At 65.8% G+C, this 25,680-nt stretch carries 24 protein-coding genes; 18 read left to right on the forward strand and 6 right to left on the reverse strand.

Annotated elements, in window-relative coordinates; all coding sequences use genetic code 11:
* Positions 1-111: 111 nt before the first annotated feature.
* The 3 genes from ACZK5G_RS06350 to ACZK5G_RS06360 all read left to right on the forward strand — a co-directional run bounded on the left by ACZK5G_RS06350 (position 112) and on the right by ACZK5G_RS06360 (position 4,880).
* Positions 112-1,968, forward strand: a complete 1,857-nt coding sequence (locus ACZK5G_RS06350) for an ATP-binding protein (protein WP_329893048.1) — start codon at positions 112-114, stop codon at positions 1,966-1,968.
* Positions 1,969-2,016: 48 nt separating this feature from the next.
* Positions 2,017-4,323: a tetratricopeptide repeat protein gene (locus ACZK5G_RS06355; RefSeq protein WP_478465700.1), complete on the forward strand. Its 2,307-nt coding sequence runs from the start codon at positions 2,017-2,019 to the stop codon at positions 4,321-4,323.
* A gap of 92 nt (positions 4,324-4,415) precedes the next feature.
* Entirely contained in the window at positions 4,416-4,880 is a 465-nt protein-coding gene (locus ACZK5G_RS06360) for a YqhG/Tai3 family protein (RefSeq protein ID WP_125894531.1), read from the forward strand.
* A 90-nt stretch (positions 4,881-4,970) separates the two neighbouring features.
* On the opposite strand, the gene ACZK5G_RS06365 is transcribed toward ACZK5G_RS06360, so the two are convergent.
* Positions 4,971-5,765 carry a cytochrome C assembly family protein gene (locus tag ACZK5G_RS06365; protein WP_032127560.1) on the reverse strand — a complete coding sequence of 265 codons (795 nt, stop codon included), beginning with the start codon at positions 5,763-5,765 and terminating at the stop codon, positions 4,971-4,973.
* A 122-nt stretch (positions 5,766-5,887) separates the two neighbouring features.
* Here ACZK5G_RS06365 and ffh point away from each other — a divergent pair, with 122 nt between their 5' ends.
* The 10 genes from ffh (at position 5,888) to ACZK5G_RS06415 (ending at position 12,972) form a co-directional block, all read left to right on the forward strand.
* Positions 5,888-7,264: a signal recognition particle protein gene (gene ffh / locus ACZK5G_RS06370; RefSeq protein WP_005408591.1), complete on the forward strand. Its 1,377-nt coding sequence runs from the start codon at positions 5,888-5,890 to the stop codon at positions 7,262-7,264.
* 148 nt (positions 7,265-7,412) lie between these two features.
* Entirely contained in the window at positions 7,413-8,495 is a 1,083-nt protein-coding gene (locus tag ACZK5G_RS06375) for an NAD(P)H-dependent flavin oxidoreductase (RefSeq protein WP_478465702.1), read from the forward strand.
* On the forward strand, positions 8,492-9,274 hold the full coding sequence (locus ACZK5G_RS06380) for an aminotransferase class IV family protein (RefSeq protein WP_478465704.1): 783 nt from the start codon (positions 8,492-8,494) through the stop codon (positions 9,272-9,274). Before ACZK5G_RS06375 ends, ACZK5G_RS06380 begins: the two co-directional genes overlap by 4 nt.
* Before the next feature lie 131 nt (positions 9,275-9,405).
* Positions 9,406-9,666: a 30S ribosomal protein S16 gene (gene rpsP / locus ACZK5G_RS06385; RefSeq protein WP_005415733.1), complete on the forward strand. Its 261-nt coding sequence runs from the start codon at positions 9,406-9,408 to the stop codon at positions 9,664-9,666.
* A gap of 44 nt (positions 9,667-9,710) precedes the next feature.
* Entirely contained in the window at positions 9,711-10,223 is a 513-nt protein-coding gene (rimM, locus tag ACZK5G_RS06390; RefSeq protein ID WP_010483256.1) for a ribosome maturation factor RimM, read from the forward strand.
* Between the two features lie 8 nt (positions 10,224-10,231).
* Positions 10,232-10,990, forward strand: a complete 759-nt coding sequence (trmD, locus tag ACZK5G_RS06395) for a tRNA (guanosine(37)-N1)-methyltransferase TrmD (RefSeq protein WP_049462346.1) — start codon at positions 10,232-10,234, stop codon at positions 10,988-10,990.
* Positions 10,991-11,144: 154 nt separating this feature from the next.
* On the forward strand, positions 11,145-11,546 hold the full coding sequence (rplS, locus tag ACZK5G_RS06400; protein WP_005408597.1) for a 50S ribosomal protein L19: 402 nt from the start codon (positions 11,145-11,147) through the stop codon (positions 11,544-11,546).
* A gap of 82 nt (positions 11,547-11,628) precedes the next feature.
* On the forward strand, positions 11,629-12,009 hold the full coding sequence (locus ACZK5G_RS06405; protein WP_125894521.1) for a DUF6404 family protein: 381 nt from the start codon (positions 11,629-11,631) through the stop codon (positions 12,007-12,009).
* Between the two features lie 79 nt (positions 12,010-12,088).
* The gene (locus tag ACZK5G_RS06410) at positions 12,089-12,523 is read left to right on the forward strand and encodes a DUF1801 domain-containing protein (RefSeq protein WP_478465706.1); all 435 of its coding nucleotides are present in this window, start codon (positions 12,089-12,091) and stop codon (positions 12,521-12,523) included.
* Between the two features lie 38 nt (positions 12,524-12,561).
* Positions 12,562-12,972, forward strand: a complete 411-nt coding sequence (locus ACZK5G_RS06415) for a DUF1801 domain-containing protein (protein ID WP_478465707.1) — start codon at positions 12,562-12,564, stop codon at positions 12,970-12,972.
* A gap of 177 nt (positions 12,973-13,149) precedes the next feature.
* Here ACZK5G_RS06415 and ACZK5G_RS06420 read toward each other — a convergent pair whose 3' ends face one another.
* Complete coding sequence (locus ACZK5G_RS06420; RefSeq protein WP_478465708.1) at positions 13,150-13,908, reverse strand: hypothetical protein; 759 nt, start codon at positions 13,906-13,908, stop codon at positions 13,150-13,152.
* 107 nt (positions 13,909-14,015) lie between these two features.
* Complete coding sequence (locus ACZK5G_RS06425; protein ID WP_478465710.1) at positions 14,016-15,476, reverse strand: MATE family efflux transporter; 1,461 nt, start codon at positions 15,474-15,476, stop codon at positions 14,016-14,018.
* Positions 15,477-15,538: 62 nt separating this feature from the next.
* Between ACZK5G_RS06425 and ACZK5G_RS06430 the strand changes: the two genes are divergently transcribed.
* From ACZK5G_RS06430 to ACZK5G_RS06440, 3 genes are all read left to right on the forward strand, one after another.
* Entirely contained in the window at positions 15,539-15,778 is a 240-nt protein-coding gene (locus ACZK5G_RS06430; protein ID WP_478465712.1) for a hypothetical protein, read from the forward strand.
* Between the two features lie 9 nt (positions 15,779-15,787).
* Complete coding sequence (locus tag ACZK5G_RS06435) at positions 15,788-16,195, forward strand: RNA-binding S4 domain-containing protein (protein WP_004149153.1); 408 nt, start codon at positions 15,788-15,790, stop codon at positions 16,193-16,195.
* Positions 16,196-16,308: 113 nt separating this feature from the next.
* Entirely contained in the window at positions 16,309-17,496 is a 1,188-nt protein-coding gene (locus ACZK5G_RS06440; protein WP_478465714.1) for a glycoside hydrolase family 5 protein, read from the forward strand.
* A gap of 72 nt (positions 17,497-17,568) precedes the next feature.
* On the opposite strand, the gene ACZK5G_RS06445 is transcribed toward ACZK5G_RS06440, so the two are convergent.
* The 3 genes from ACZK5G_RS06445 to mutS form a co-directional block, all read right to left on the reverse strand.
* Positions 17,569-18,177 carry a DUF937 domain-containing protein gene (locus tag ACZK5G_RS06445; RefSeq protein WP_478465715.1) on the reverse strand — a complete coding sequence of 203 codons (609 nt, stop codon included), beginning with the start codon at positions 18,175-18,177 and terminating at the stop codon, positions 17,569-17,571.
* A 108-nt stretch (positions 18,178-18,285) separates the two neighbouring features.
* Positions 18,286-19,929 (reverse strand): catalase, encoded by a 1,644-nt coding sequence (locus ACZK5G_RS06450; RefSeq protein ID WP_049399631.1) that lies wholly within the window; start codon positions 19,927-19,929, stop codon positions 18,286-18,288.
* Positions 19,930-20,124: 195 nt separating this feature from the next.
* Positions 20,125-22,740 carry a DNA mismatch repair protein MutS gene (gene mutS, locus ACZK5G_RS06455; RefSeq protein WP_478465717.1) on the reverse strand — a complete coding sequence of 872 codons (2,616 nt, stop codon included), beginning with the start codon at positions 22,738-22,740 and terminating at the stop codon, positions 20,125-20,127.
* A 177-nt stretch (positions 22,741-22,917) separates the two neighbouring features.
* On the opposite strand from mutS, the gene ACZK5G_RS06460 reads away from it, so the two are divergent.
* Together ACZK5G_RS06460 and ACZK5G_RS06465 are read left to right on the forward strand one after the other, a co-directional pair.
* Positions 22,918-24,648, forward strand: a complete 1,731-nt coding sequence (locus ACZK5G_RS06460; protein WP_478465719.1) for a tyrosine-type recombinase/integrase — start codon at positions 22,918-22,920, stop codon at positions 24,646-24,648.
* Positions 24,641-25,408 (forward strand): helix-turn-helix transcriptional regulator, encoded by a 768-nt coding sequence (locus ACZK5G_RS06465; protein WP_478465720.1) that lies wholly within the window; start codon positions 24,641-24,643, stop codon positions 25,406-25,408. The genes ACZK5G_RS06460 and ACZK5G_RS06465 overlap by 8 nt, the downstream gene beginning before the upstream one ends.
* Positions 25,409-25,680: the final 272 nt, after the last annotated feature.

Genomic DNA, 25,680 nt, shown 5'->3' on the forward strand with positions numbered 1-25,680 from the left:
CACGTGGAATACGGCGGCCGACACGGTAACGGTCAGCCTCCCTGTGCTAGTTTTTCCCGCTCGACGAAGGCGCCCTCTGGCGTCTTTCCGTGCCCAGGAGTAAACGATTACATGCAGGACACCGCGCTCACCGCCCCCAACGCCGAAATCCGTCGCGCCGGGGTCGATCTCAATGGACTGATGACGGTGCTGGGCAAGCACCTCTATTCCACCCCGGTGGTGGCACTGCGTGAGCTGGTGCAGAACGCGCACGACTCGATCATCCGCCGCCGCATCGAACAGCCCGGCATCGAAGTGCCATCGCGCATCTCGGTGCAGGTCGATGCCGCTGCCGGCGTGCTGCGCATCATCGATACCGGCGCCGGCCTGACCCGCCAGGAGATCCATGACTACCTGGCGACCGTCGGCGTCGGCTACACCCGCGGCCTGCGCCAGGGTGGCGAGGACGATGAGGGCCTGATCGGCATGTTCGGCCTCGGCTTCCTGTCGGCCTTCGTGCTGGCGCGCCGGGTCAGCGTGCGCACCACCTCGTACCAGACGCCGGAACTGGGCCATCTGTACGTGTCCAGCAACGCCGAGCAGTACACCGTCAGCGAAGTGCCGGCACGCGCGGTCGGCACCGAGGTGGAACTGGAGCTGCATCCGGACTTCCTGCCGCTGGCCAACGAGGCGCGCCTGCACGAAGTGCTGGGTCGCTACTGCGCGCTGCTGTCCGAGCCGATCTTCATCGGTGCTGCAGGCGAGGCGCTCAACCCCGAGCCGCCGCCGTGGCGCGGCCAGAGCGATGTGGCCCTGCATCCGGTGCAGGCGCGCCGCCAGGCGCTGCAGTTCGCGGCGCGTTTCGAACATGATTTCGAGCCGATCGTCACCGTGCCGTTGCGCGCTGATGGCAGCAGTGATGCCACCGGCCTGCTGTGGGTGCAGGACGGTGCCACCTACGGCACCAGTGACAACCGCAACCTGTCGGTGTTCGTGCGCGGCATGCTGCTGGACGACGATGCGCGTGACCTGCTGCCGCCGTGGGCGGGCTTCATCGGCGGGGTGATCGAATCCTCGCGGCTCACGCCCACCGCCAGCCGCGAAGACCTGCAGCGCGATGACCAGTACCGCGCCGTGCAGCATGCGTTGCTGGAGGCGCTGATTGATGGCCTGGCCGACGTCGCGCGGCAGCAGCCGGAAGCGTGGCGACGTGTATTGAGCCGCCACAACGAGGCGCTGCTGGGCGCGGCGCTGTGCGATGACCGCCTGTTCGACCTGTTGCTGGAGCACGTGCGCGTGCCGACCTCGCAGGGCGATCTGCCTGCCAGTGCGCTGCCCGCACGCGGTGCCGTGCATGTGATCCTCGACAACGGTGGCGGCTTCGAGGAAATGCTGTTCCGTGCGATGGGCGTGCCGGTCGCGCATGGTCATCGCTATGCAGTAGTGCCGTTCCTGCGGCGCTGGGCCCAGGCCAAGGGCCTGCGCTTGGTTGAACTGGGCACCGAACAGGGCAACCGTGCGCTGTTCCGCAGCGATGACAGCCTCGACGAGGCGCAGCTGGCATGGCTGCGCGAGCAGCTGGGTGACGGCGAACAATTGCTGCCGGCACGCTTCAGTCCCGAGTCGCTGCCGGTGGTGGTGGTGCCCGACCGCGAAGCCGAGCTGAAGCAGCGCCTGGAAGACGATGAGAACGACAAGCGCGTTTCAATGGCGGCGCTGCGGCTGGCGCGTCAGTTCACCGCGCGCATCGAATCGCGTGCGCCATCGCGGCTGTACCTCAACCTCGACAACCCCGCGGTGCAGGCGCTGCTGCGCGCCCAGCGCGAGGGCCACCCGCAGGCCGAAGCCGCAGCGCGCCTGCTGCGCTCACTGAAGATCATCGTCGCCGCGCAGGGCCGTCCACTGGCCCGCGCGACCGCCACGCCCGGCCCGGATCTCAACGGCGCCTTCACCGATATCGCCGGTGCCCTGCAGCAGATGCTGCGCTGAGCACCGCATCCTCTCATCCAGCCTTCGCTAGACAGGAGTACTTACCCCATGGACATCTGGAACTGGGTCGAAAAACTGCAGGGTGACCTGCGCCAGGCCGGCCAGGCGCAGAATGCGCACCTGCTGAACCGCCTCGCCGACGAGGTGAGCGAACTGCGTGTCGACCGCGTTGACGCGCTGCTGCCCGAAGCGCGAGCGCTGGGCAAGGCGCTGGACAACCCGTGGGTCGACGTCTACGTCGGCCACTGGGCGCTGCGCAACCGCGTCGGCAACCGCGTCGAAGGCGAGAGCGCGCTGGGCGAAGCCGTGGCGCTGTTCGAGCGTGCGCATCGCGAGGACACCCTGGAATGCCCGCAGTCGATCTGCGTGACCCAGGATCTTGCCGCCTGCTACGGCAACATCGATGGCCCCGGCTGGGTGCCGGAGCGCATCGAGGTGTGCGACGAGACGCTGGGCCGCATTGACCCGAGCTGGGCCTGCTTCCAGTGCCTGAGCTGCGAGAAGGCCGATGCACTGCTTGATGATGGCCGCGGCCAGGAGGCACTGGATTACCTGCAGGTGCAGTCGGATGCGATCGAGGCCTGCGGCAAGGAAGTGTTCGACAGCTTCCCGGAGATGCAGATCAAGATCCTGCTGGGCATGGGCCGCGCCGAAGAAGCGCTGCTGCTGATCGAGAAGCGCGAGGCCGAAGTGGCCGCGTCCGGCGAGTACGAGCCGGCCAACTGCACGGTGCCGCGCCGCCTGTCCAAGGCGTGGGCGCTGGCCCAGCTGGACCGCGACGAAGAGGCCTTGCAGCAGCTGGTGCCGTGGAGCGAGCTGACGCCTACCTACTGGCGGCTGTGGGCGAACACCGCCGCAGCGCTGTGCCGGCGTGATCCCGCACGCAATACCTGGGACCTGGGTACGCGCTTCAACACCATCATCGAACACTTTGCCGAGGTTGGCTCGCACCGCCTGCTGATCGAAGTCGCTGCGCTGAGCCTGGAGCTGGCCCTGCAGCGTGGCGCACGCTGGGTGGCGCTGCGCCAGCTGGAACTGGCGCGTACCCATCTGGCACAGCTGCGCCAGGACCGGGGTGCGGCTGCGCTGGTGGCCGGCCTGGCGGCACGCATCGATGCATTGCCGGATGTGGCGCCGCTGCCGGTGCCAGCCGCTGAACTACTGGTTTGGCTGAACGAGCAGGGAGAGCAGAACCAGTCGCGCGATCCCGAACGTGAGGCGCAGTGGCTGCTGCAGGCACAGGCGCAGCTGCCAGATGACGAGGCGCTGGCCGAGATGGCTGCCTCCGCGCTGAGCGCCTGTGGGGCGCAGACGGAAGCGCGCGCATTGCTGTGGCGCTTCGTGCGCGCACATGCGCAGGATGATGGCCCGGCCGCCTACACGCTGATGCGCTGGCTGACCGAGCAGGGCGACGATGCAGGCCTGCGCCAGTTGGCTGATCTCTATCGTGGCAGCGTGCCGGTGTTCGCGCACTGGTGCGAGGTGCAGCGCGCCCGTCGCGTGTCCGACTGGCCGGCACTGGAGCAGGCCGCGCAGGCGCTGCTGGCGGCCTCGCCGGGCTCGCATGGCGCACGCGGTACGCTGGCGCGGATGTACATGGAAACCGGTCGCTTCAGCGAGGCGCAGGCCTGCTATGCGCAGCTGGTGGAGCTGCTGGAAGAACCCAACGCCGCACACTGGGACCACATGAGCGCGGCCAGCGCGGCACGCGACTGGGATGCGGTGCGCCGCTCGGCGGCGGCGATCGGCATGGAGCTGTCCAGCCAGGACGGCGTGGTCGAGGAGCCGTGGGGCTGGGTGATCATCCGCAGCGAAGAGAACGGCGAGCCGATGGAGTACTACGCGCGCCGCAGTGGCCCGGTCACCGCACGTATCGTCGAGAACGCACCGGCCAACCGTGCCCAGCAGGTGGGCGACTGGGTGGTGTTCGATGCTGCGCTGGTGCACCCGGCGCCGGAGGAGGAGGAAGCGCGCGAGCATTTCATCCCCACCTATGCGCAGGTGCATGTCCTGGAGCGCGGCGGCTTCGCCCGCAGCTGGCTGATCGACGGCGCGCACCCGGGCGAAGACGCGTGGAATGCCTTTGTCGCAGCGGCCGAGGCGCAGGGCTGGCAGGTGTGGTCGCACAGCCGCCCGGACTACACCGTGACCGATCCGGACGAGGAGGAGGGCACGCTGCCGGGCCTGCTGTTCACCGTCGCCCAGCCGCAGGACCATGCACCGCTGGCGCTGCACCGCTTCCTGCAGCAGGAAACCGCGAAGTGGCAGCATCCGCATTGCTGGCTGCGGCTGGCCGAAGCCTGCGACCAGGATCGCCAGCCGCACCTGGACGTGATCGAGCGTTACGGCTTGTAAGCCTGGTATCGGGTAGTGCCGGCCGCTGGCCGGCAGCGCCGGGATATCCTGTGTTGCCGGCCAGCGGCCGGCACTACCTCAAGGAGAAATACATGCGGAAGACAGGGATGTTCATGATCGCCGGGCTGCTGCTGGCCCCCGCCGTGCAGGCCGCACCGGCCTGCCAGGAACCAGTGGCTGTCGCCCGTGCCTTCTATGAGGCAACCACCGGCAATGGCGATCTGCTGGAACCGCCGCCGGCGCTGGTCAGCCCGGCCTTCGGCAAGGCCCTGCGTGGCGAGCGCGCCTGCCAGACGCGCGAGGAAGGCATCTGCACCATCGATTCGGACCCGTGGCTGGATGCGCAGGATGGCGACATCGAGAGTCCGGTGCGCTACATCTGGAAAGAGGTCTCGGCGACGTCCGGCCAGGTCGAGATGCGCTATTCGGTATGGAAGAAGGCCTACGTGACCCGGTTGCCGATGGTGCGCCAGGGGCAGGGCTGCTGGCAGGTGGATGACATCCTCACCAACAGCGGTCGCTCGGTACGGAAGATCCTGGCCCAGCCGCTGCCTTGACCGTCTGCGGCATCCACGCAGGGTGCGGTCCTGTTGCCGGCCAGCGGCCGGCACTACCCGGGTGGGTGCCGACCGTTGGCCGGCACACCGCTATCGCGAATGCCCGAACACCAGTTCGATCACGAACTGGCTGCCGAAGAAGGCCAGCAGCAGCAACAGCATTGCCGCCAGCGTCCAGTGCACCGCCTTCATGCCGCGCCAGCCGTAGCGGCGACGGCCGATCAGCAGCACGCCGAACACGATCCACGACAGCACGCTCAGCACGGTCTTGTGCACCAGCTTCTGCGCCAGCAGGTCGTCGACGAACAGCACGCCGGTGACCAGGGTCAGGGTCAGCAGGGCGAAACCGACGGTGATCACCCGGAACAGCAGCGATTCCAGATCCGCCAGCGGCGGCAGGGCGCGCAGCCACGGCCGGAACTCGCGGCGGCGCAGGGCGCGTTCCTGCAGCCACAGCATGATCGCCAGCAGTGCGGCGATGCTCAGCGTGGCGTAGGCCAGCAGCGCCAGCCAGGCGTGGCTGGCCAGGCGCCAGCCCAGCACCTTGCTCGGTTCGTGGCCGTAGCCGTGGTAGGCCAGCAGCAGTACCGCGGCCAGCGGGAACACCACCACGCCCAGTGCCGACATGCGCCCGCGCGCGCCGACCAGCGAGGTCAGCCAGGCCATGCCCAGGCCGACCAGCGACAGCGCGGCGAAGAAGTGCATGTCCGGCCCGCCGTTGGTGCGCATCGCCACCATCACGTGGTAGCCGCCGTGCAGCAGCATCGCCGGCAGGGCGGGCCACAGCCAGGCGGGGGAGCCGGTGCTTTCATCGCGGCCAAGCGCACGCACCAGCAGGGCGCTGGCGGCCAGGTAGAGCAGGGCGGCGATGAGAACGATTAACATCGTTGCAGTTTCGCATACCCCTGCGGTGGTGGCGACGGCCCTGTGGTCGCAGTCCGGGGAGGGGAGCGGACCCGTTATACTGTCTGCCTTATTGTCCCCCGCTTTCAGACAGGTTGCGCCGCATGTTCGAGTCACTGACCCAGCGCCTTTCCGGCACCATCGAGCGCCTGCGTGGCCGCGGCCGCCTGACCGAGGAGAACATCCGCGAGGCCACCCGTGAGGTCCGCATCGCGCTGCTCGAAGCCGACGTTGCGCTGCCGGTGGTGCAGGCCCTGATCGAGCGCATCAAGGTGCGCGCGGTCGGCCAGGAAGTGCTGAAGTCGCTGACCCCGGGCCAGGCCCTGATCAAGGTCGTGCGCGACGAGCTGACCGCGGTGATGGGCGCCGAAGCCAGCGACCTGAACCTCAATGTGCCCGCTCCGGCCATCATCCTGATGGCGGGCCTGCAGGGCGCCGGCAAGACCACCACGGTGGGCAAGCTGGCCAAGCACCTGAAGGAAAAGCGCAAGAAGAAGGTGATGGTGGTCTCGGCCGACGTCTACCGCCCGGCCGCGATCGAGCAGCTGAAGACCCTGGCCGAGCAGGTCGGCGTGCTGTTCTTCCCGTCCAGCGCCGACCAGAAGCCGGAAGCCATCGTCCGCGCCGCCATCGACGATGCACGCAAGTCGTTCGTCGACGTGCTGCTGGTCGATACCGCCGGCCGCCTGGCCATCGACGAAGCAATGATGGCCGAGATCAAGGCCCTGCACGCGGCGGTGAATCCGGCCGAAACCCTGTTCGTGGTCGACGCCATGACCGGCCAGGACGCGGCCAACACCGCCAAGGCCTTCGGCGACGCCCTGCCGCTGACCGGCGTGGTGCTGACCAAGACCGACGGTGACGCCCGTGGCGGTGCCGCACTGAGCGTGCGCTACATCACCGGCAAGCCGATCAAGTTCGTCGGTGTCAGCGAGAAGCCGGAAGGCCTGGACGTATTCCACCCGGATCGTATCGCCAGCCGCATCCTCGACATGGGCGACGTGCTGTCGCTGGTCGAGCAGGTCGAGCAGCAGGTCGACAAGGACAAGGCCGCCAAGCTGGCCGAGAAGGTCGCCAAGGGCAAGAAGTTCGACCTGAACGACATGCGTGACCAGCTGGAGCAGATGCAGAACATGGGCGGCATCGGCGGCCTGATGGACAAGCTGCCGGGCCTGGGCAACATCCCCGACCATCTGAAGCAGCAGGTCAGCCAGGGCAAGGAAGTGCCGCGCATGATCGCCATCATCAGCTCGATGACCAAGAAGGAACGGCGCAACCCGAACCTGCTCAACGGCTCGCGCCGCGCGCGCATCGCCAAGGGCTCGGGCGTGACCCCCGCCGACGTCAACAAGCTGATGAAGCAGTACATGCAGATGGAAAAGATGATGAGCAAGATGGCCGGCGGCGGCATGAAGGGCATGTTGCGCAGCATGAAGGGCATGATGGGCGCCATGGGCGGCCGCGGCATGCCGTTCCGTTGATGCGTTGATGCGTGGGCGCGCGCTGTGGTCGGCGCGGCCTGCGTAGCGTCGAGCTTGCTCGACTGCTGTTGGTGGTCCAGTCGAGCAAGCTCGACTCTACCCCCGTCCTGCGCGCACCATGGGGGCCTGTCCGAAACGATGGGCCGTCATGCAGAGTTCCGCTGTATCTGTATCTTCCCGCGTCGACGCGTTCTGCCGGCGCTTTGGCGTATCCGTTCCGATCCTGCTGGCCCCGATGGCCGGCGCCTGCCCGGTGCCGTTGTCGGCTGCGCTGGCCAATGCCGGCAGCATGGGGGCGATGGGCGCGGTGCTGTCGTCGTCGGCTGATATCGGTCACTGGATGGAAGACTTCCGCGCGACCTCCACCGGCCCCGCACAGGTGAACCTGTGGGTGCCGGACCCGGCACCGACCCGTGATGTCGCCGCTGAAGCCGCCAGCCGCGCCTTCCTCGCGCAGTGGGGGCCGGACGTGCCGGCCAGCGCCGCCGATGCCACGCCCGCCGACTTCGAAGAACAGTTCGCCGCACTGCTGGCGGCGCGCCCGGCGGTGGCCTCGACCATCATGGGCGTGCTGCTGCCGCGCCATGTACAGCAGTTGAAGGATGCCGGCATTGCCTGGATCGCCTGTGCGACCACCTTGTCCGAAGCGCGTGCGGCACAGGACGCCGGTGCCGACGCGGTGGTGGCACAGGGCGTGGAAGCCGGTGGCCATCGCGGCGCGTTCGATCCGGCGATGGCCGAGCGCCAGCTGGTTGGCCTGTTTGCGTTGTTGCCACGCCTGGCCGATCACCTGCAGATTCCGGTGATCGCCGCCGGCGGTATCGCCGACGGCCGTGGCATTGCTGCCGCACTCACCCTGGGCGCCAGCGCTGTGCAGATCGGTACCGCCTTCCTGCGAACGCCCGAAGCGGCGATCGCTTCAGCGTGGGCCGATGGATTGGCGGCCAGCGAACCCGAAGATACCTGGCCGACCCGCGCCTTCAGCGGCCGCCTGGGCCGTGGCCTGGCGACCCCCTATGTGCGCGCCGCCGCTGCGGAAGGCGCACCGGCGCCACGCCCGTACCCGGTGCAGCGCGGCCTGACCGCGCCGATGCGCAGGCAGGCCGTGCAGGAAAATCGTCTGGCGGCGATGCAGGCCTGGGCCGGGCAGTCGGCGTGGATGGCCCCGGCACAGCCGGCCGCCGACGTATTGCGCGGCATGTGGGAACAGGCGCAGGCGCTGCTGCGATGACCGTGACCTGCAACGGCCAACCGGTGCAGGTGGAGGATCTGCTGCCTGCGCTGGTCAACTATGGCCACTTCACCTCGCTGCAGGTGCGCGGTCACGCCGTGCAGGGACTGGACCTGCATCTGGCGCGGCTGTCGCAGGCCACGCGCGAACTGTTCGGCAGCGAACTGGACGCGGCGCAGGTGCGGGGCTGGATGGCGCAGGCGCTGCAGCAGGCCGGCCTGGCCGATGCCTCGCTGCGGGTGACGGTGTACTCGCGCCGCTTCGATTTCCGCAATCCGCTGGCGGCCGTACCGGTGGACGTGCTGGTGGCGGTGTCCGCGCCGGTGGCGCTGACCGCACCGAAGCGGGTGCGCAGCGTGGTGTGGCAGCGCGAGCTGCCGCAGATCAAGCACGTCGGCACCTTCGGCCTGTTTGCCGAGCGCCGTGCGGCGATGGCGGAAGGGTTCGACGATGTGCTGTTCGTGACCGCCGATGGCGAGATGAGTGAAGGCAGCACCTGGAACCTGGCCATGCACGATGGTGAGCGCCTGCTTTGGCCACAGGCGCCGGCCCTGCGCGGTACTGCCGAGACGTTGTTGAAGCAGCATCGGCCGGGGGCACAGCTGACGCGGCCGTTGGCACTGGCTGAACTGGATAGCGTGAAGGCCGCTTTTGCCTGCAACGCCAGCGGCCTATGGGCGCTGGACGCCATCGACGGGCATGTCCTGCCGGGTTCGCAGGCACTGGCTGAACAGGGCAGGGCAGTGCTGGCGGCGGTGGCTTGGGACAGATTGGGGTGAAAACCCCCGCCGGGCATGGCCCGGCGCTACCGTGAAGGTAGGCCACCCTTGGGGTTGGCTCGGCCGGGCTCTGCCGCTATAATCGCCCGCTTACCTCGCCATCCTGGCGACTGGGCAATAGGAAAAACACCATGGTCAAGATTCGACTGACCCGCGGCGGCGCCAAGAAGCGTCCGTTCTACCACATCATCGTCACCGACGTGCGCAGCGCGCGCGACGGCCGCAACATCGAGCGCGTTGGCTTCTACAACCCGGTCGCCCAGGGCGCCGAGAAGCGCATCGAGCTGGACCTGGCCCGCGTTGACCATTGGGTCAAGAACGGCGCCCAGCCGACCGACAAGGTCCGCAACCTGATCAAGGAAGCGACCAAGTCCCAGGCCGCTGCGGCCTGATCCTGACGGGCCACGCTTCGGCGTGGCCCTCTTGGTTGAAGCAGATGAAAGATATCGAGCGCCGCATCCTGCTGGGCAGGGTTGTCGGCGCTTTTGGTGTGCGCGGCGAGATCAAGCTCGAGTCCTGGACCGAGCCACGTTCCGCCATTTTCCGTTACCAGCCGTGGATCGTGCGCAGCCCGTCCGGCGTGGAAACTACGATTGAAGGTGTACGCGGCCGCGACAGCGGCAAGCACCTGGTCGCCCGTTTCCCCGGCGTCGAGGACCGCGATACCGTTGAAGCGATGCACGGCACCGAGATCTACGTGGCCCGCAGTGCATTGCCGCCGCCGAAGCCCGACGAGTATTACTGGGTGGACCTGGAAGGCCTGGACGTGAAGACCACCGAGGGCGTTGCCCTGGGCCAGGTCTCGCACCTGTTCAGCACCGGCGCCAACGACGTGGTGGTGGTCCGTGGTGACCGCGAACGGATGATTCCGTTCGTGCAGCCGGACTTCGTCAAGTCGGTCGACTTCGAGGCCAACCTGGTCGTGGTCGACTGGGATCCCGAGTTCTGAGTGTGAGCATGCGTTTCGACGTCATCACCCTGTTCCCCGAGTTCCTCGCCCAGTCCGCTGGACTGGGCGTGGTCGGGCGCGCGCAGGAGAAGGGACTGTTCAGCCTGCATGGCTGGAATCCCCGTGATTACGCCGAAGGCAACTACCGCCGGGTGGACGACCGCCCGTTCGGTGGTGGCCCGGGCATGGTGATGCTGATCGAGCCGCTGCAGGCCTGCCTGCAGGCGATCCGTGATGCTGATCCGACCCCGGCGCGGGTGATCCATCTCAGCCCGCAGGGGGCGCCGTTGACCCAGGCCAAGGTGCGGGAACTGGCGGCGCTGCCGCGCATGGTCCTGCTCTGTGGCCGCTACGAAGGCATCGACGAGCGTTTCCTGGAGGCCAATGTCGACGAGGAGATTTCCCTCGGCGACTACGTGCTGTCCGGTGGCGAGCTGGGCGCGGCGGTGATCATCGACGCCGTGGCCCGCCTGCAGGACGGTGCCCTGAACGACGCGGAATCGGCGGCGCAGGACAGCTTCGAGGGCGACCTCGGCCTGCTCGACTGCCCGCATTACAGCCAGCCGGCCCAGCACCCGCTGGGTGACGTGCCGGACGTGCTGCGCTCGGGCAACCACGCGGCCATCGCGGCCTGGCGCCGCCAGCAGTCGCTGGTCCGTACCGCCCAGCGGCGCCCGGACCTGTTGGATGAACAGGCGCTGGGCAAGGCCGACCGCAAGCTGCTGGAGCAGGCCCGTCAGGCCCAGAAACACAAGGCCAGCCCCTAGCGCAGGTCTGGCGTTATCGGCTATCATGGCCAATTCCCGTCGGCCCCGGCCGGCGCGCGCAGTACCCAAAACAAACGTGCAGCACAGTCCGGTGACTGCATGAGCCTACGTTGTCGATACGACACGCCCACCCGAACAAGAATCGGTGTAACCCATGAGCAAGCTGAACAAGTCCATCGTCGCGGAATTCGAATCCGCCCAGATCACCCGTGAACTGCCGAAGTTCAGCCAGGGCGACACCGTTGTCGTCAACGTGAAGGTGAAGGAAGGCAGCCGCGAGCGCGTGCAGGCCTACGAAGGCGTTGTCATCGCCACCAAGAACGCCGGCCTGAACTCCTCGTTCACCGTCCGCAAGATCTCGCACGGCTACGGCGTCGAGCGCGTTTTCCAGACCCACAGCGCCATCATCGACTCGGTCGAAGTGAAGCGTCGTGGTAAGGTCCGCGCCGGCAAGCTGTACTACCTGCGTGGCCTGGAAGGCAAGGCTGCCCGCATCAAGGAAGACCTGGCTGCCGCTGCTGCCGCCAAGGCTGCCCGTCTGGCCGAAAAGGCCTGATAAACAACTTCGGTTGTTGCCGCGACGGCCACCTTCGGGTGGCCGTTTGCGTTTCCGGTATCGCATCGGCCACGATCAGGTGATGAACGACATCAACCCGCGCTACCCCGCCGTGATCCAGTCGGCGCTGCGCTTCCTCGACGGAAAAGGGCTGGCGCGCGTGCAGTCGGCACCGCTGCTGCATCGTGTGCTGTGGCGCATGGGCATCGCACTGCCACCGCCGATCCTGGCCGGCTTCGGCACCAATGCGCTGGTGCAGGGCCTGCTGTTCGGGCTGTTCTGGACCGCGCTGATGTGGCTGATGCTGTGGCAGGGCAGTGAACGCCCGCTGGCCCTGCTGCTGGCGGCCGGCCTGGTGGCCGGGGCGCTGTTCGGCGTGGTGATGGCGGCCTTGATGCGCTCGCTGCGCCGCCACCGCAAGCTGCCGGACTGGCAGCAGTTCCGGGCGCGGCAAGCGGACTGAGCCGATGGCGCACTGCGCCGTGACCGTTGGGGACAGGCCGCGCTAGGCTGCGGTTTCATCCCGATGGACGTGCTGTGCGATGCCTGCCAAGCGAACCGCACCTTCCACCGCGCCCGCGCTGTTGTCAGGCGGCAACCCGCAGATCGCCAAGGGCGAGGGCGATGCGCCGGTGCAGGCCTATATCGCGGCGATGCCGGACTGGAAGCGGCCGATCGGAGCACAGCTGGACGCGCTGATCGAACAGGCTGTACCCGGTGTGCACAAGGCAGTGAAGTGGAATTCGCCGATGTATGCGGTTGCGCCGGGCGAAGGCTGGTTTCTCAGCTTCCACTGCTTCACCCGCTACATCAAGGTGGCGTTCTTCCGTGGCGCTGCGCTGAAGCCGGTGCCGCCGGAGCCGTCGAAGAGTGCTGATACGCGCTACCTGCACATCCAGCAGGAGGGTGCGTTGGATGAGGCGCAGTTCCTCGACTGGGTGTGCCAGGCCGCGGCATTGCCCGGCGAGCGCATGTAAGTGCATCGTTCCGATCTCCCTGCCGACGAGAACCGCTGATGGCCACGCATGCACCGAACCCTGCCGATGCCGGAACCCCGGCCGCTGAACTGATCGATGCACGCATCGCCGAGCTGGGGGATTGGCGTGGCGAAGCGCTGGCACACGTGCGCGCGCTGATCCATGAGGCGCTGCCGGACGTGCAGGAAACCTGGAAGTGGCGCGGTACACCGGTGTGGGAGCACAACGGCATCCTGTGCACCGGTGAGACCTACAAGCAGGCGGTGAAGCTGACCTTTGCCAACGGTGCCGCGCTGGCGGACCCGAAGGGCCTGTTCAACGCCAGCCTGGAAGGCAACACGCGACGTGCGATCGACATCCATGAAGGCGCGATGCCGGATGCCGCGGCGTTGAAGGCACTGCTGCGCGCGGCGGCCACGTTCAACGCTGCCAAAAAGAAGAAACGGTAGAGCCGGCCGCTGGCCGGCTGTTGCGCGATGCTTCCGGAGGAGTTTGAGGTTGCCGGCCAGCGGCCGGCACTACCGTGATAATCACCGGCGGCGAAGAAGAAGCGGTAGAGCCGGCCGCTGGCCGGCTGTTGCGCGATGCTTCCGGAGGGGTTTGAGGTTGCCGGCCAGCGGCCGGCACTACCCGTGGTAATGACCGGCGGCGAAGAAGAAGCGGTAGAGCCGGCCGCTGGCCGGCTGTTGCGCGATGCCCCCGGAGGGGTTTGAGGTTGCCGGCCAGCGGCCGGCACTACCGTGGTAATGACCGGCGGCGAAGAAGAAACGGTAGAGCCGGCCGCTGGCCGGCTGTTGCGCGATGCTTCCGGAGGAGTTTGAGGTTGCCGGCCAGCGGCCGGCACTACCGTGATAATCACCGGCGGCGAAGAAGAAGCGGTAGAGCCGGCCGCTGGCCGGCTGTTGCGCGATGCTTCCGGAGGGGCTTGAGGTTGCCGGCCAGCGGCCGGCACTACCGTGGTAATGACCGGCGGCGAAGAAGAAGCGGTAGAGCCGGCCGCTGGCCGGCTGTTTTGCGATGCCCCCGGAGGGGTTTGAGGTTGCCGGCCAGCGGCCGGCACTACCGTGGTAATGACCGGCGGCGAAGAAGAAACGGTAGAGCCGGCCGCTGGCCGGCTGTTGCGCGATGCTTCCGGAGGAGTTTGAGGTTGCCGGCCAGCGGCCGGCACTACCGTGATAATCACCGGCGGCGAAGAAGAAGCGGTAGAGCCGGCCGCTGGCCGGCTGTTGCGCGATGCTTCCGGAGGGGTTTGAGGTTGCCGGCCAGCGGCCGGCACTACCCGTGGTAATGACCGGCGGCGAAGAAGAAGCGGTAGAGCCGGCCGCTGGCCGGCTGTTTTGCGATGCCCCCGGAGGGGTTTGAGGTTGCCGGCCAGCGGCCGGCACTACCGTGGTAATGACCGGCGGCGAAGAAGAAGCGGTAGAGCCGGCCGCTGGCCGGCTGTTGCGCGATGCTTCCGGAGGGGCTTGAGGTTGCCGGCCAGCGGCCGGCACTACCGCAGTGGCGCGGCATCCGGGTCGGCCACTGGCGACGGCGGGCAGGCCGGAATCTCCGACGGCGTGGCCAGTTCCTCGGCGTGCGAGGGCTTGCCCATCATCTTCGCCTTGCGCCAGCCGCCCCAGCGGTAATAGGCCAGCGACAGCAGCATCGACACCAGCGAGCTGACCGGGAAGCTCCACCAGATCGCGTCGGCGCCCCAGTACGGCTGCAGCAGTTCGGCGAACGGCACGCGTACGCCCCACAGCGAACCGGCCAGGATCAGCAGCGGCGGAATCACTGCGCCGGTGGAGCGCACCACGCCGGAGATCACGAAGCTGACGCCGAAGAACAGGAACGAGCCGATCACCACGTGGTTGAGATGGCGGGCGATGTCCAGCGCCTGGCTGGCCGGTGGCAGGAACAGTGCCAGCAGCTGGCGATCGAACACCACCAGCGGCAGGATCGGCGCGCCGGTCAACAGGAAGTTGAACAGCACGCCCTGGCGCGCGGTGCCGCGCACGCGATCCCAGCGCTGCGCACCGACGTTCTGTGCCGCCATCGAAGAACACGCCGCACCGATCGCCATCGCCGGCATCTGCAGGTAGTTCCACAGCTGCAGGGCAGCGCCGTAACCGGCGCCGGTGTCGGTGCCGTACTGGTTGACCATGGTCATCAGCAGGATCACCGACAGCGAGATCAGCACCATCTGCAGGCCCATCGGCACGCCCTTGATGACCAGCGCCTTGAGGATGGTCAGGTCGAGCTTGAACAGGCGCATGTCGGCGCGGCCCAGCCACAGGGTGTGGCGCTTGTGCCGCATGTACAGCAGCAGGCCGGCCAGCGACAGCGTCTGCGCGACCAGCGTGGCCCAGGCCGAACCGGCAATGCCCAGCACCGGGAACGGCCCCATGCCGAAGATCAGCACCGGGTTCAGCACGATGTCCAGCGCCACCGACACCATCAGGAAACGGAACGGCGTGCGTGAATCACCGGCACCGCGCAGCGCGGCGGTGAGGAAGGCGAACGCGTACAGCGTCGGCATCGCCAGGAAGATGATCTGCAGGTAGGCCTCGGCCAACGGCAGCGAGGCGGCCGGCGTGCCCATCGCCGCCAGCAGCGGATGGGCCATGAACCAGCCGGCGATGGCGATGATCACCGACAGGCCGATGAAGAAGGTGGCGCTGGTACCGACCACGCGCCGTGCCTGCGCGATGTCGCGCGCACCGATCGCCTGGCCGATCAGGATGGTCGAGGCCATGCCGAAGCCGAACACCGAGCCGATCAGGAAGAACATGATGTTGTTGGCGTTCGCGGTGGCGGTCAATGCCGCCTCGCCGAGGAAGCGCCCCACCCAGACCGCATTCACCGAACCGTTCAGCGACTGCGCGATGTTGCCCGCCAGGATCGGCAGGGAGAACAGCAGAAGGTTGCGGCCGATCGGGCCGGAGGTCAGGTCAAGCGGCGCTTTGGCCATGGAGTGGTGATCGATTCCCGGGAGGCGCACACTAGCACCAAGCCGGTTTGCAGGATGTGGCAATGCATCAACGACTGCAGGTGAAATGGAGCCTGGCGATGGCCTTGATCGGCGCCGCACTGGCCGCATGTTCGACAGGTGACCGGCTGGGCGATACCCAGGTGCGGCCAACCGACCGCCCCGAGTGCCTGGTCGGCAGCCAGCGCCAGGATCTTTCCGCCGGCGTTCCCACCCTGATCGGGGGCAGCGGTTGCCGCACCGACCCCGATAACCCGCGCCCCCTGAACAAGCCACCGGAGTAGCACGCACCAATGCCCGAGCTTTCCCCGCTGTCGCCCAGTGTCCGCCTGGACATCTGGTTGTGGGCGGCCCGTTTCTTCAAGACCCGCAGCCTGGCCAAGCAGGCCATCGAAACCGGCAAGGTCAGCGTCGCCGGGCAGCGCCCGAAGTCCTCGCGCGCGGTGCGCGTGGGTGAGCAGCTGCAGGTGGATCGTGGCGAGGAGCATTTCGAGATCCAGGTGCTGGGCCTGAGCGACCAGCGCGGGCCGGCGCCAACGGCACAGCAGCTGTATGCCGAGAGCGAGGCTTCGAAGGCGCGCCGTGCCGAACAGCGTGCACTGCGCATTGCCGCACGCGATGGCTTCCAGCCGCCGGAACACAAGCCGGACAAGCGCGCGCGGCGTTTGATCCGGGCCTTGGGTGACATCGACGCGCTCTAGCGAAATCCTGATTCCAACGGATTGTTCCTATCGCGGTGCGAAACAAAGCGCCGGTCACGGTGCGTTCGGATTGCGCTGGGCAGGCTGGTTTTTCACCTATCGAAGGCCTGCCCATGCGTCGTCTGCTGTTATGCCTGTCCCTGCTTGCTGCTGCGCCACTGCACGCTGCCGACATCACCTTCTGGGACGTTCCGCAACGCGGTGGCAACAGCATGAACATGTCGCCTCCGGACCGGAAATACTTCGAGGCGCTGCGTGCGACCGGTGCGACCTGGGTGCGGCTGGTGCCGGACAAGTGGAAGGGGCAGGGCGGTCGTGACTTCCTGATCGGCAACGCCGATGACTATCGCGGACTGGTTCCGGCCGACCTGGCCACGCTGCGGCGGGTGCTGGATGACGCCGATGCGGCCGGACTGAAAGTGGTGCTGACGCCGCTGTCGCTGCCGTTGCTGCGCTGGAAGCAGCACAACGGCGATGTGGTCGACCAGCGCCTGTGGCAGTCCTTCGACAACCATGTGCCGGCCCGTCGCTTCTGGCATGAGCTGGCCACGGCGCTGAAGGGTCATCCTGCCTTGGCCGCCTACAACCTCATCAATGAGCCGGTGCCCGAGTACGGTGCAGGCCTGGCCGAGCATGCGTCCACTGAGGCGATGCAGCGGTGGTATGCCGGTGTGCAGGACGGCCCACGCGATCTGCGCCGCTTCTACTCGGAACTGATCGCCAGCATCCGCGAGGTCGACACCGCGATGCCGCTGATGCTGGATGCGGGCTGGTATGCCGCCGCCGACGGTTTCAACTACTGGCCGGCACCGCTGGCGGATTCGAAGCTGCTGTACAGCGTGCACATGTACGAGCCGTATGCAGCAACCAGTGCACCGAACCAGACGCGTGCCAAACCCTGGCGCTATCCGGCGCAGGTGCCGTTCGGTGCAGGCAACGAGCATTGGGATGCGGCGCGTGTACGCCGTTACCTGCAGCAGCCGATGACGTGGGCCGCCTCGCATGGCGTCGGTGCCAACCGCATGGTGGTGGCCGAATTCGGCTGCATGCGGCGGTGGCCGGACTGCAGCCGCTACCTGCAGGATGTGCTGCAGGTGCTTGAGCAGGACAAGGTGCACTGGGCCTTCTACGCCTTCCGCGAGGATGGCTGGGACGGCATGGACTACGAACTGGGCGACAAGCCGCTGCCGTGGTCGTACTGGCAGGCGCAGGAAAAGGGCGGCCATGTCGAGCCGCCGCGCTCGATGCAGGCGCCCTTGTTCGCACCGATCCTGCAGCGTTTGAAGGCGGGCAACCGGTAAGCCGCCGGGCCTGGCCCGGCGCTACCCATGGTGATGCCGGTAGCGCCGGCCCATGTCCGGCCAGGCTTTCCCTCAGCGCTTGTCGCCGAGCAGATTGCCGCCCAGCTTGAGCAGATCGCCCACGCCCAGCTGACCATCACCATCCTGGTCCAGCAGGCTGCCGAGCAGGCCACCGGCAAGACCGCCCTGCTGCTGCACCTGCTGCTTTTCCTGGCCGAGGGCCTGGCTGAGCGAGCTGGCATCGGCCTGGCCGCCACCCAGGCGCTGGGCGAGGAAGGCCATCACGATCGGCGCGAGGATCTGCAGTAGCTGGCTGGTGCGGCCGCTGTCGAGTTGGGTGGCCTGGGCCAGGCCGGTTTCCACCTTCTGCTGGCTGCCGCCGAAGATGTGGCCGAGGATGCCGGCGCCATCGCTGGCAGCGCCACCGCTGGCGCCACCGCCGCCCAGCACCGAACCGAGCACGCCGCCCAGGTCCAGGCCGCTGTGGTTGTTCTGCAAGGCGCCGAGCAGTGCCTGCGCGCCCTGTGGCTGCGAGGCGTTGTTGCCCAGCGCGCCCATCAGTACCGGCAGCGCGGCACTGATCGCGCCGGAAGCCTGGGTATCGCTGATGCCGAGCTGCTGCGACACCTGCTGCAGCGGGGCGCCCTGCAATTTGGCGAGAAGTTCATCGGTCAGGCTCATCTGCGGAATCCTTGATTGGGGTTGGGCGTGCAGAAGGTACGACGCGGACCGTTAAAACGGCGACGCCGCCTCACGGGGAGGCGGCGTGCCGTTCACGGGGGAGGGCGATCAGAGCTCGATGTCTTCGGCGCCCGGGGTGGCGGTGGGGAAGTCCGCTTCCGGCTGCGCCGGCTTGAACGGATCCGACGGCTGGCTGGCCAGCGCCTTCAGCGCCGCGGCAACACCGGCACCGTAGGCCGGGTCGGCCTTGCTGCAGTTGTCGATGTGGCGCTGCTTGATGAAGTCCGGCGCATCGCCCAGGGCGCGGGCGGTGTTGGCGAACAGGCGGTCCTTCTGTGCCTGGTTATAGCTGCGGAACAGCGCACCGGGCTGGCTGAAATAGTCGGCGTCGTCCTCGCGGAAATTCCAGAAGTCGGCGTCGCCGCGGATCTTCATCGGCGGCTCGCGGTACTGCGGCTGCTCCTGCCACTGGCCGTAGCTGTTCGGCTCGTAGTGCGGCAGGCCGCCGTAGTTGCCGTCCACGCGCATCGCACCATCGCGGTGGTTGCTGTGCACCGGGCAGCGCGCTGCGTTCACCGGAATCTGGTGATGGTTCACGCCCAGGCGGTAGCGCTGCGCATCGGAATAGGCGAACAGGCGCGCCTGCAGCATCTTGTCCGGCGATGGGCCGATGCCCGGCACCAGGTTGCTCGGCGCGAACGCCGACTGCTCCACGTCCTGGTACCAGTTGACCGGATTGCGGTTCAGTTCGAACTGGCCCACTTCGATCAGCGGGTAGTCGCTCTTCGGCCACACCTTGGTCAGGTCGAACGGATGCACGCGGTAGGTTTCCGCGTCCAGCTCCGGCATGACCTGGATGAACAGCTTCCACTTCGGGAAGTCGCCCTTCTCGATCGCGGCGAACAGGTCGCGGCCGTGGCTTTCGCGGTCATGGCCGACCAGGATCTGCGCCTGCGCGTCGGTCAGCGATTCGATGCCCTGCTGGCTGACGAAGTGGAACTTCACCCAGAAGCGTTCGCTGTCGGCATTGGTGAAGCTGTAGGTATGCGAGCCGAAGCCGTGCATGTGGCGGAAGCTGCGCGGAATGCCGCGGTCGCTCATCACCACGGTCACCTGCAGCAGGGCTTCGGGCAGCAGGGTCCAGAAATCCCAGTTGTTGCGCGCGCTGCGCAGGTTGGTATGCGGGTCGCGCTTCACGGCCTTGTTGAGGTCGGCGAACTTGCGCGGGTCGCGCAGGAAGAACACCGGGGTGTTGTTGCCGACCAGGTCCCAGTTGCCTTCTTCGGTGTAGAACTTCAGCGCGAAGCCGCGGATGTCACGCTCGGCGTCGGCGGCGCCACGCTCGCCGGCCACCGTGGTGAAGCGGGCGAACATCTCGGTCTGCTTGCCGACCTTTTCGAACAGCTTGGCGCGGGTGTACTTGCTGATGTCGTGGGTGACGGTGAAGGTGCCGAACGCGCCCGAGCCCTTCGCGTGCATGCGGCGCTCGGGAATGATCTCGCGGTTGAGGTTGGCCAGCTTTTCCAGCAGCCAGACGTCTTCCATCAGCAGCGGGCCACGCGGGCCGGCGGTCTTGCTGTTCTGGTTGTCCACCACCGGTGCGCCGAAGGCCGTGGTCATCGGCGTGACCGGATCATCGCCATGCTTCTGCTTGGGCGTGGTGCTGAGCTCGCGCTGCTGCTCGGCGCCCTGCTCCGGCGACGGGGCGGTGTGATACGGGCACTTGGCGTTGTTGTTGTCGGACTGGCTCATCGGCTGGCTCCTGGTGGCGGTGAAGACGTGGGAGAAACATCTTCACTCGACTTTAGCTATGGCCAGATGAAATGAATAATCGAATGATCCATTCAGGTTGATAGATTCTGTCAATTGAAACGCAGAATCGGATTTGCACAGTCTTTCAATAGGCCTCCCGCAAGGCGAGCGGGAGGCCATGGGCGTGCGCTGCGGCTACAGCAGTGCCTTCAATCGGTACAGGGCTTCCAGCGCCTGCTTCGGCGTCAGTTCGTCCGGGTCGATTGCAGCCAGCGCGTCCTGTGCCTTGCTCGACGGTGCCGCGAACAGGCCGAACTGCTGCGGTGCAACCAACGCCTGCGGCGCCAACTCGGCGGCATGGCTCTCACCACCGCGCTGTTCCAGCTCGGCCAGGCGACGCCGTGCCTGTGCCACGGTGGCGCGCGGCAGGCCGGCCAGTGCCGCCACCTGCAGGCCGAAGCTGCGGTTCGCCGGGCCATCCTTTACCGCGTGCATGAACACCAGCGCCTCACCGTGCTCGACGGCATCCAGGTGCACGTTGGCGATGCCGCTGCGGCCACCCTCGTGCTGCTCGTCGGCCAGCGCGGTCAGCTCGAAGTAGTGGGTGGCGAACAGCGTGTAGCAGCGGTTCTGGTAGGCCAGGTGACGGGCCACCGCGTCGGCCAGCGCCAGGCCATCGTAGGTGGAGGTGCCACGGCCGATCTCGTCCATCAGCACCAGCGAATGGGCGGTGGCGTGATGCAGGATGTAGCTGGTTTCGGCCATCTCGACCATGAAGGTCGACTGCCCGCGGGCAAGGTCGTCGCCGGCGCCGATGCGGGTCAGGATGCGGTCGATCGGGCCGATCAGCGCACGGCTGGCCGGCACGAAGCTGCCGATGTGGGCCAGCAGTACGATCAGCGCGTTCTGCCGCATGTAGGTCGATTTACCGCCCATGTTCGGGCCGGTGATGACCAGCATGCGACGGTCCGGATGCAGATCCAGATCATTGGGTTCGAACGGCTGCTCGCGCACCGCCTCGACCACCGGGTGGCGGCCACGCTCGATCTTCAGGCACGGCTCGGCCTGCAGCTCCGGGCGCGCCCAGTCCAGCGCCTGCGCGCGTTCGGCGAAGGCCGCCAGTACGTCCAGTTCGCTCAGCGCGGCGGCGCATTGCTTCAGCGGTTCCAGTTGGCCGCCGAGGGTGTCCAGCAGCTGCTCGTACAGGTACTTCTCGCGCGACAGCGAACGGTCGCGCGCGGACAGCACCTTGTCCTCGAACGCCTTCAGTTCCTCGGTGATGTAGCGCTCGGCATTGGTCAGCGTCTGGCGGCGGGTGTAGTGCACCGGCGCGCGGTCGGACTGGCCCTTGCTGATTTCGATGTAGTAGCCGTGCACGCGGTTGTAGCCCACCTTCAGGGTGGGAATGCCGCTGCTTTCGCGCTCGCGCTGTTCCAGGTCGACCAGGAACTGGTCGGCGTGGGTGGACAGGCGGCGCAGTTCGTCCAGCTCTTCATCGAAGCCATCGGCCAGCACGCCGCCGTCGCTCAGTTTCAGCGGCGGCATTTCGGCGATGGCGCTGGCCAGCAGCTGCGCGCACTCGTCGTGTTCGCCCAGCGCCGCATGCAGCGTCTGCAGGCGCGGCGAATCCAGTGGTGCCAGCACCTCGCGCACCGCCGGCAGCAGGCCCAGGCCGTCGCGCAGGGTGGAGAAATCGCGCGGCCGCGCCGAACGCAGCGCGACGCGGGTGAGAATGCGTTCCAGGTCACCGAGACGGCGGAACTGTTCGCGGATGTCGGCGTCGCTGCCGCGGTCGATCAGGGTTTCCACCGCATGGTGGCGCTGTACCAGCACCTCGCGCAGACGCAGCGGGCGGTGCAGCCAGCGCCGCAGCAGGCGCCCCCCCATCGGTGTAACCGTGCTGTCGAGCACGCCCAGCAGGGTATTGCGGGTGTCGCCGTCGACGCGCGTATCCAGTTCCAGGTGGCGGCGGGTGGCGGCGTTCATCGCGATCGCCTCGCCGGCGGTTTCCATCGCGATCGAGGTCAGGTGCGGCAGGCGCTGCTTCTGGGTTTCCTCGACATAGCCGAGCAGGGCACCCGCGGCAGCGGTTGCACGCGGCTTGTCATCGATGCCGAAGCCGCTCAGGTCATGCAGCTTGAAGAAGTTCAGCAGCTGGCGGCGGCCGCTGTCGGCGTCGAACAGCCACGGCGCACGGCGGCGCACGCCGGTGCGCTGGCGCAGGAAGTCGGGCCAGTTCTCCTCGTCGGGCACCAGCAGCTCGGCCGGCTCCAGTCGGGCCAGTTCGGCTTCCAGCGCGTCGTCGGTCTCGACTTCGTTGACGAGGAAGCGGCCACCGGCCAGGTCGGCCCAGGCCAGGCCGTAGCCCTGCTTGCTGCGCGACAGGGCCATCAGCAGGGTGTCGCGGCGTTCATCCAGCAGCGCCTCGTCGGTGACCGTGCCGGGGGTGACGATGCGCACCACCTTGCGCTCGACCAGGCCCTTGGCCAGCGCCGGGTCACCGATCTGCTCGCAGATCGCCACCGACTCGCCCAGCGCCACCAGCCGTGCCAGGTAGCCTTCATAGGCATGTACCGGCACGCCGGCCATCGGGATCGGTGCGCCGCCGGAGCTGCCGCGCTGGGTCAGGGTGATGTCGAGCAGGCGCGCCGCCTTGCGGGCGTCGTCATAGAACAGTTCGTAGAAGTCACCCATGCGGAAGAACAGCAGCAGGTCCGGGTAATCGGACTTGGCCGCGAAGAACTGCTTCATCAAAGGTGTGTGGTCTTCGGATGCCTTTGACTTCTTGGGTTTTGCAACAATATCAGTCATTTATAGCGGTTCTGCAGATGCGGGAGTGCGAGCAAGTGGAACGCTGTGGAAGGCTTTGACAGCGCAAAAGGTAGCCAGAGGGTAGCCAAAACACTGCAGGGCACAAAAAGGTGGCAGAATTTGGCTACCGGGGCCGTGCGGGGCTCCAGCGGTAGCCAGATCCAGGAGGAACACTAGATGGCGCTTCGCTTGAAGTTCAATGAAGAGCAACTGCGACAGCTTCGCAGCACTGTGCGCCCAGCGCTAGACAAGAGCGGTAGTCCCGTAGCCTCCACCAGAGGCGGCTACGCCGTTCTTGAACCCAATCCTGACGGGAAGGCCTGGAGGTTCCTCGACGCAACCAAGGAGGCTCCCACGGGCTTTGGTGTCTATGTGGGCAAGACAAAGGCCAGCTACGAGGTTCAGCGCAAAATTAACGGCAAGGTGATGCGCTTCACAGTGGGTGACACGCGGGATCTGTCACTTGAAGAAGCCCATAGGCTGGCCCGCCACAAGTTCCAGGAGTCAAAGGAAACGGGTGCTCACCCCAAGGTCAATGAGCGCGCAGAGACCTCAATTGAGGAAATGAGGCAGCTGACAGTCAATGGAGCAATTACGCTCTATCGCGACATGCTTATCAGGCGCACGCCGCCTGCGGCTGAGGGCACCATCAAGATGCTCAATAATACAATTGCGCGCCTAGATCGTGATGAGGTCAATTTTGGAACCAAGCAAATAAGGCACATCACAGAAGAGGATGTTCTAAAGGCTTTTAATGCAACCTGGCTCTCCGCAGCCTTGCACTCAAATAGGCTCACGCCCGAAATTAAAACCTTTATGGAGAGCGTGGGGCGGGTCAATTTGACCAAGGAAGAGCTTGATAGGCTTGGTATCACTAGCGAAGCCATGAGGGTTCGAATTAAGGCGGCAGGCGTAAGCGCCGCAGAACAGACCTTTGCAGCTGCATCGCGCGCTGTTCGCTACGTGATCGACAAAGAGAAGCGGCAGGCTAAAAAGGCTGGGCGCAATCCAATTATTTTTGGAAATGATTTCCAGGTCCTGTGGGAAGAGGGGCGAATGCGGGATGCCAGGGCGCTTCACAGCTACTACGTTAAAGCTCGCGTTCGCAATCCGTTGGGCGAGGCGGATGGAACACTCGGCGCAGCTATTGACTACCTCTGGAGCCGGCGCTTGGCTCAGCGAGGCCAGAACGAGAGCGGAGTCTATTACCTGCTCTCAACGCTCTTCTTGGGCGCTCGCAGAAATGAAACCGCAGAATTGGCGTGGTTTGACCGCGTGCCAGAGAGCGAGCGTGAAACAACCTCTTGGGTATGGCTGGACGCGATGGATCCAAAGGCCAGGAAAGAGGGCCGAACGTCGATCAACCCGATGACAGGGAAGGAAGGCGCGCAAGTATTCTTCGCTCAGACCAAAAATAGGCGCGATCACAACATGCCACTTGGCCCGTTTTCCACCGCCCTCATGCGTCACCGCTTTGAGAGGCGCTTGGAGGCGGATGATCCCCGCGCCCGCTGGGTATACCCCGCCCGTAGCGCGCGGGCTGCCGAAGGGCATTACAAAGACAGCAAGGCCATTATGAAAGGCCTGGGCGAAAAGCTGTCTGTTGAATTTGGACCAACGCCTCATGATTTGCGCAGAACGCTGGGACGCTACGCAGGTAAGCTCCAAATCCCTGATCGCATCGTAAGCAGGCTCTTTAATCACCTTGCCCCTAAAGACCCAACGGACCCTGATGCAGGATCCGCCTCAACAATTCGATATCAGGAACCGGAGTGGTATGAGCTGCAGGAAGCGCTGTCTCGCGTTGAGCAGCTGATGGCTTCCAGCGCACCCACGTTCTACAATCAGCTGAAACCAGTTGACTGGCCTTTGCTGCCTGAAAAGGAAAAGGGTGGAGTGGATGAATAATGTATTCCCACTGTCGCGTGATCCCTTATCCGTGTCGCCACCGCCTGACAAGGCGCAGTGGCAACAGGAAATAGAGGAGGCGAAAAGCGGCGTTAGAGCAAAGGTCAGCACGAAAGCTGCCGCTTTTTACTTGGGTGTTCATTACACGACCCTAAGGGCTTGGGTGAGGGCAGGGGAAGGGCCTGAGCCAGTTAAAAATCCCTCACGCCCTGGCACAACGGCTGTAAATCAGCACATGGGTTTTACCCTGCAGTCCCTTGATCGCTTCCTAAAATCTCGGGAGGGCTCAGTGGTCACAAGAGGGAAAAGGAGCGAGGTTGAATCCGTCTTGCGTGATGTAGATCGCATTCAAGCGATGATTGAATTAAAAATGGCTGAGGATGCTCTTGCCAAGGCCAGGGAAAAAGCAAGAAGGCTCGGCGTCCTCTCTTTCAATGGTATTGAAGGAATTGCAGATATCCACCCTTGGCTCATTGTCGAGGGGCGGATAGCAGGCCATCTTTGGGTTCTGCCTGAAGAACAAATTGTGGAAATTGATCTTGATGATGTGATTGAAACTTCATTAATTTCCGCCTTGGCTCTCCCCTGGAAGAGCGATGCACATAGGCAACCATACTCTGAAGTTGCTCAATTTGAGTTGAACTCCCTCATCGCCTCGATTGAGAGGGAAGGGGCGGTTCAAAGAGCCGCTGATGAAGAGCGGTTTTTGGATGTTAATACACCAAAACCCCTTGGTGTTAAAGGGCCTGGCAGACTTTAACTATTTTCAAAACAGGATTAAAAAGCCCCCTAAATGGGGGCTTTTTTGTTGTTTTTCTCTGCTGGTCTTCTAGCGGGCAAAACGAAGACCAGCAGGAAGACCAGCAGGAAGACCAGCAGCCCGAAAGCCTTGTCCCGCAACGGATTTCGGAGTTGCTGCTGGCTCTGCTGGCCTGCTGGCCTTTGATTCCACTTTTTCTATATGCATGCATGTAGAGCAAATATGCGCAGTGAAAAATATGCATTTCTAAGACCAGCAGGCCAGCAGAGGAT

This window comes from Stenotrophomonas sp. 62841_Sma (assembly GCF_056482945.1).

What these genes read in the sequence shown, in the direction of transcription:
- ACZK5G_RS06430 (WP_478465712.1), top strand. Translation starts at nt 15,539, where the DNA reads ATGCATCAACGACTGCAGGTGAAATGGAGCCTGGCGATGGCCTTGATC.
- mutS (WP_478465717.1), bottom strand. Translation starts at nt 22,740, where the DNA reads ATGACTGATATTGTTGCAAAACCCAAGAAGTCAAAGGCATCCGAAGAC.
- ACZK5G_RS06435 (WP_004149153.1), top strand. Translation starts at nt 15,788, where the DNA reads ATGCCCGAGCTTTCCCCGCTGTCGCCCAGTGTCCGCCTGGACATCTGG.
- ACZK5G_RS06355 (WP_478465700.1), top strand. Translation starts at nt 2,017, where the DNA reads ATGGACATCTGGAACTGGGTCGAAAAACTGCAGGGTGACCTGCGCCAG.
- ACZK5G_RS06380 (WP_478465704.1), top strand. Translation starts at nt 8,492, where the DNA reads ATGACCGTGACCTGCAACGGCCAACCGGTGCAGGTGGAGGATCTGCTG.
- ACZK5G_RS06425 (WP_478465710.1), bottom strand. Translation starts at nt 15,476, where the DNA reads ATGGCCAAAGCGCCGCTTGACCTGACCTCCGGCCCGATCGGCCGCAAC.
- ffh (WP_005408591.1), top strand. Translation starts at nt 5,888, where the DNA reads ATGTTCGAGTCACTGACCCAGCGCCTTTCCGGCACCATCGAGCGCCTG.
- ACZK5G_RS06410 (WP_478465706.1), top strand. Translation starts at nt 12,089, where the DNA reads ATGCCTGCCAAGCGAACCGCACCTTCCACCGCGCCCGCGCTGTTGTCA.
- ACZK5G_RS06445 (WP_478465715.1), bottom strand. Translation starts at nt 18,177, where the DNA reads ATGAGCCTGACCGATGAACTTCTCGCCAAATTGCAGGGCGCCCCGCTG.
- rimM (WP_010483256.1), top strand. Translation starts at nt 9,711, where the DNA reads ATGAAAGATATCGAGCGCCGCATCCTGCTGGGCAGGGTTGTCGGCGCT.
- ACZK5G_RS06350 (WP_329893048.1), top strand. Translation starts at nt 112, where the DNA reads ATGCAGGACACCGCGCTCACCGCCCCCAACGCCGAAATCCGTCGCGCC.
- rpsP (WP_005415733.1), top strand. Translation starts at nt 9,406, where the DNA reads ATGGTCAAGATTCGACTGACCCGCGGCGGCGCCAAGAAGCGTCCGTTC.
- ACZK5G_RS06375 (WP_478465702.1), top strand. Translation starts at nt 7,413, where the DNA reads ATGCAGAGTTCCGCTGTATCTGTATCTTCCCGCGTCGACGCGTTCTGC.
- ACZK5G_RS06360 (WP_125894531.1), top strand. Translation starts at nt 4,416, where the DNA reads ATGCGGAAGACAGGGATGTTCATGATCGCCGGGCTGCTGCTGGCCCCC.
- ACZK5G_RS06460 (WP_478465719.1), top strand. Translation starts at nt 22,918, where the DNA reads ATGGCGCTTCGCTTGAAGTTCAATGAAGAGCAACTGCGACAGCTTCGC.
- ACZK5G_RS06465 (WP_478465720.1), top strand. Translation starts at nt 24,641, where the DNA reads ATGAATAATGTATTCCCACTGTCGCGTGATCCCTTATCCGTGTCGCCA.
- trmD (WP_049462346.1), top strand. Translation starts at nt 10,232, where the DNA reads ATGCGTTTCGACGTCATCACCCTGTTCCCCGAGTTCCTCGCCCAGTCC.
- ACZK5G_RS06440 (WP_478465714.1), top strand. Translation starts at nt 16,309, where the DNA reads ATGCGTCGTCTGCTGTTATGCCTGTCCCTGCTTGCTGCTGCGCCACTG.
- ACZK5G_RS06365 (WP_032127560.1), bottom strand. Translation starts at nt 5,765, where the DNA reads ATGTTAATCGTTCTCATCGCCGCCCTGCTCTACCTGGCCGCCAGCGCC.
- ACZK5G_RS06450 (WP_049399631.1), bottom strand. Translation starts at nt 19,929, where the DNA reads ATGAGCCAGTCCGACAACAACAACGCCAAGTGCCCGTATCACACCGCC.
- rplS (WP_005408597.1), top strand. Translation starts at nt 11,145, where the DNA reads ATGAGCAAGCTGAACAAGTCCATCGTCGCGGAATTCGAATCCGCCCAG.
- ACZK5G_RS06415 (WP_478465707.1), top strand. Translation starts at nt 12,562, where the DNA reads ATGGCCACGCATGCACCGAACCCTGCCGATGCCGGAACCCCGGCCGCT.
- ACZK5G_RS06405 (WP_125894521.1), top strand. Translation starts at nt 11,629, where the DNA reads ATGAACGACATCAACCCGCGCTACCCCGCCGTGATCCAGTCGGCGCTG.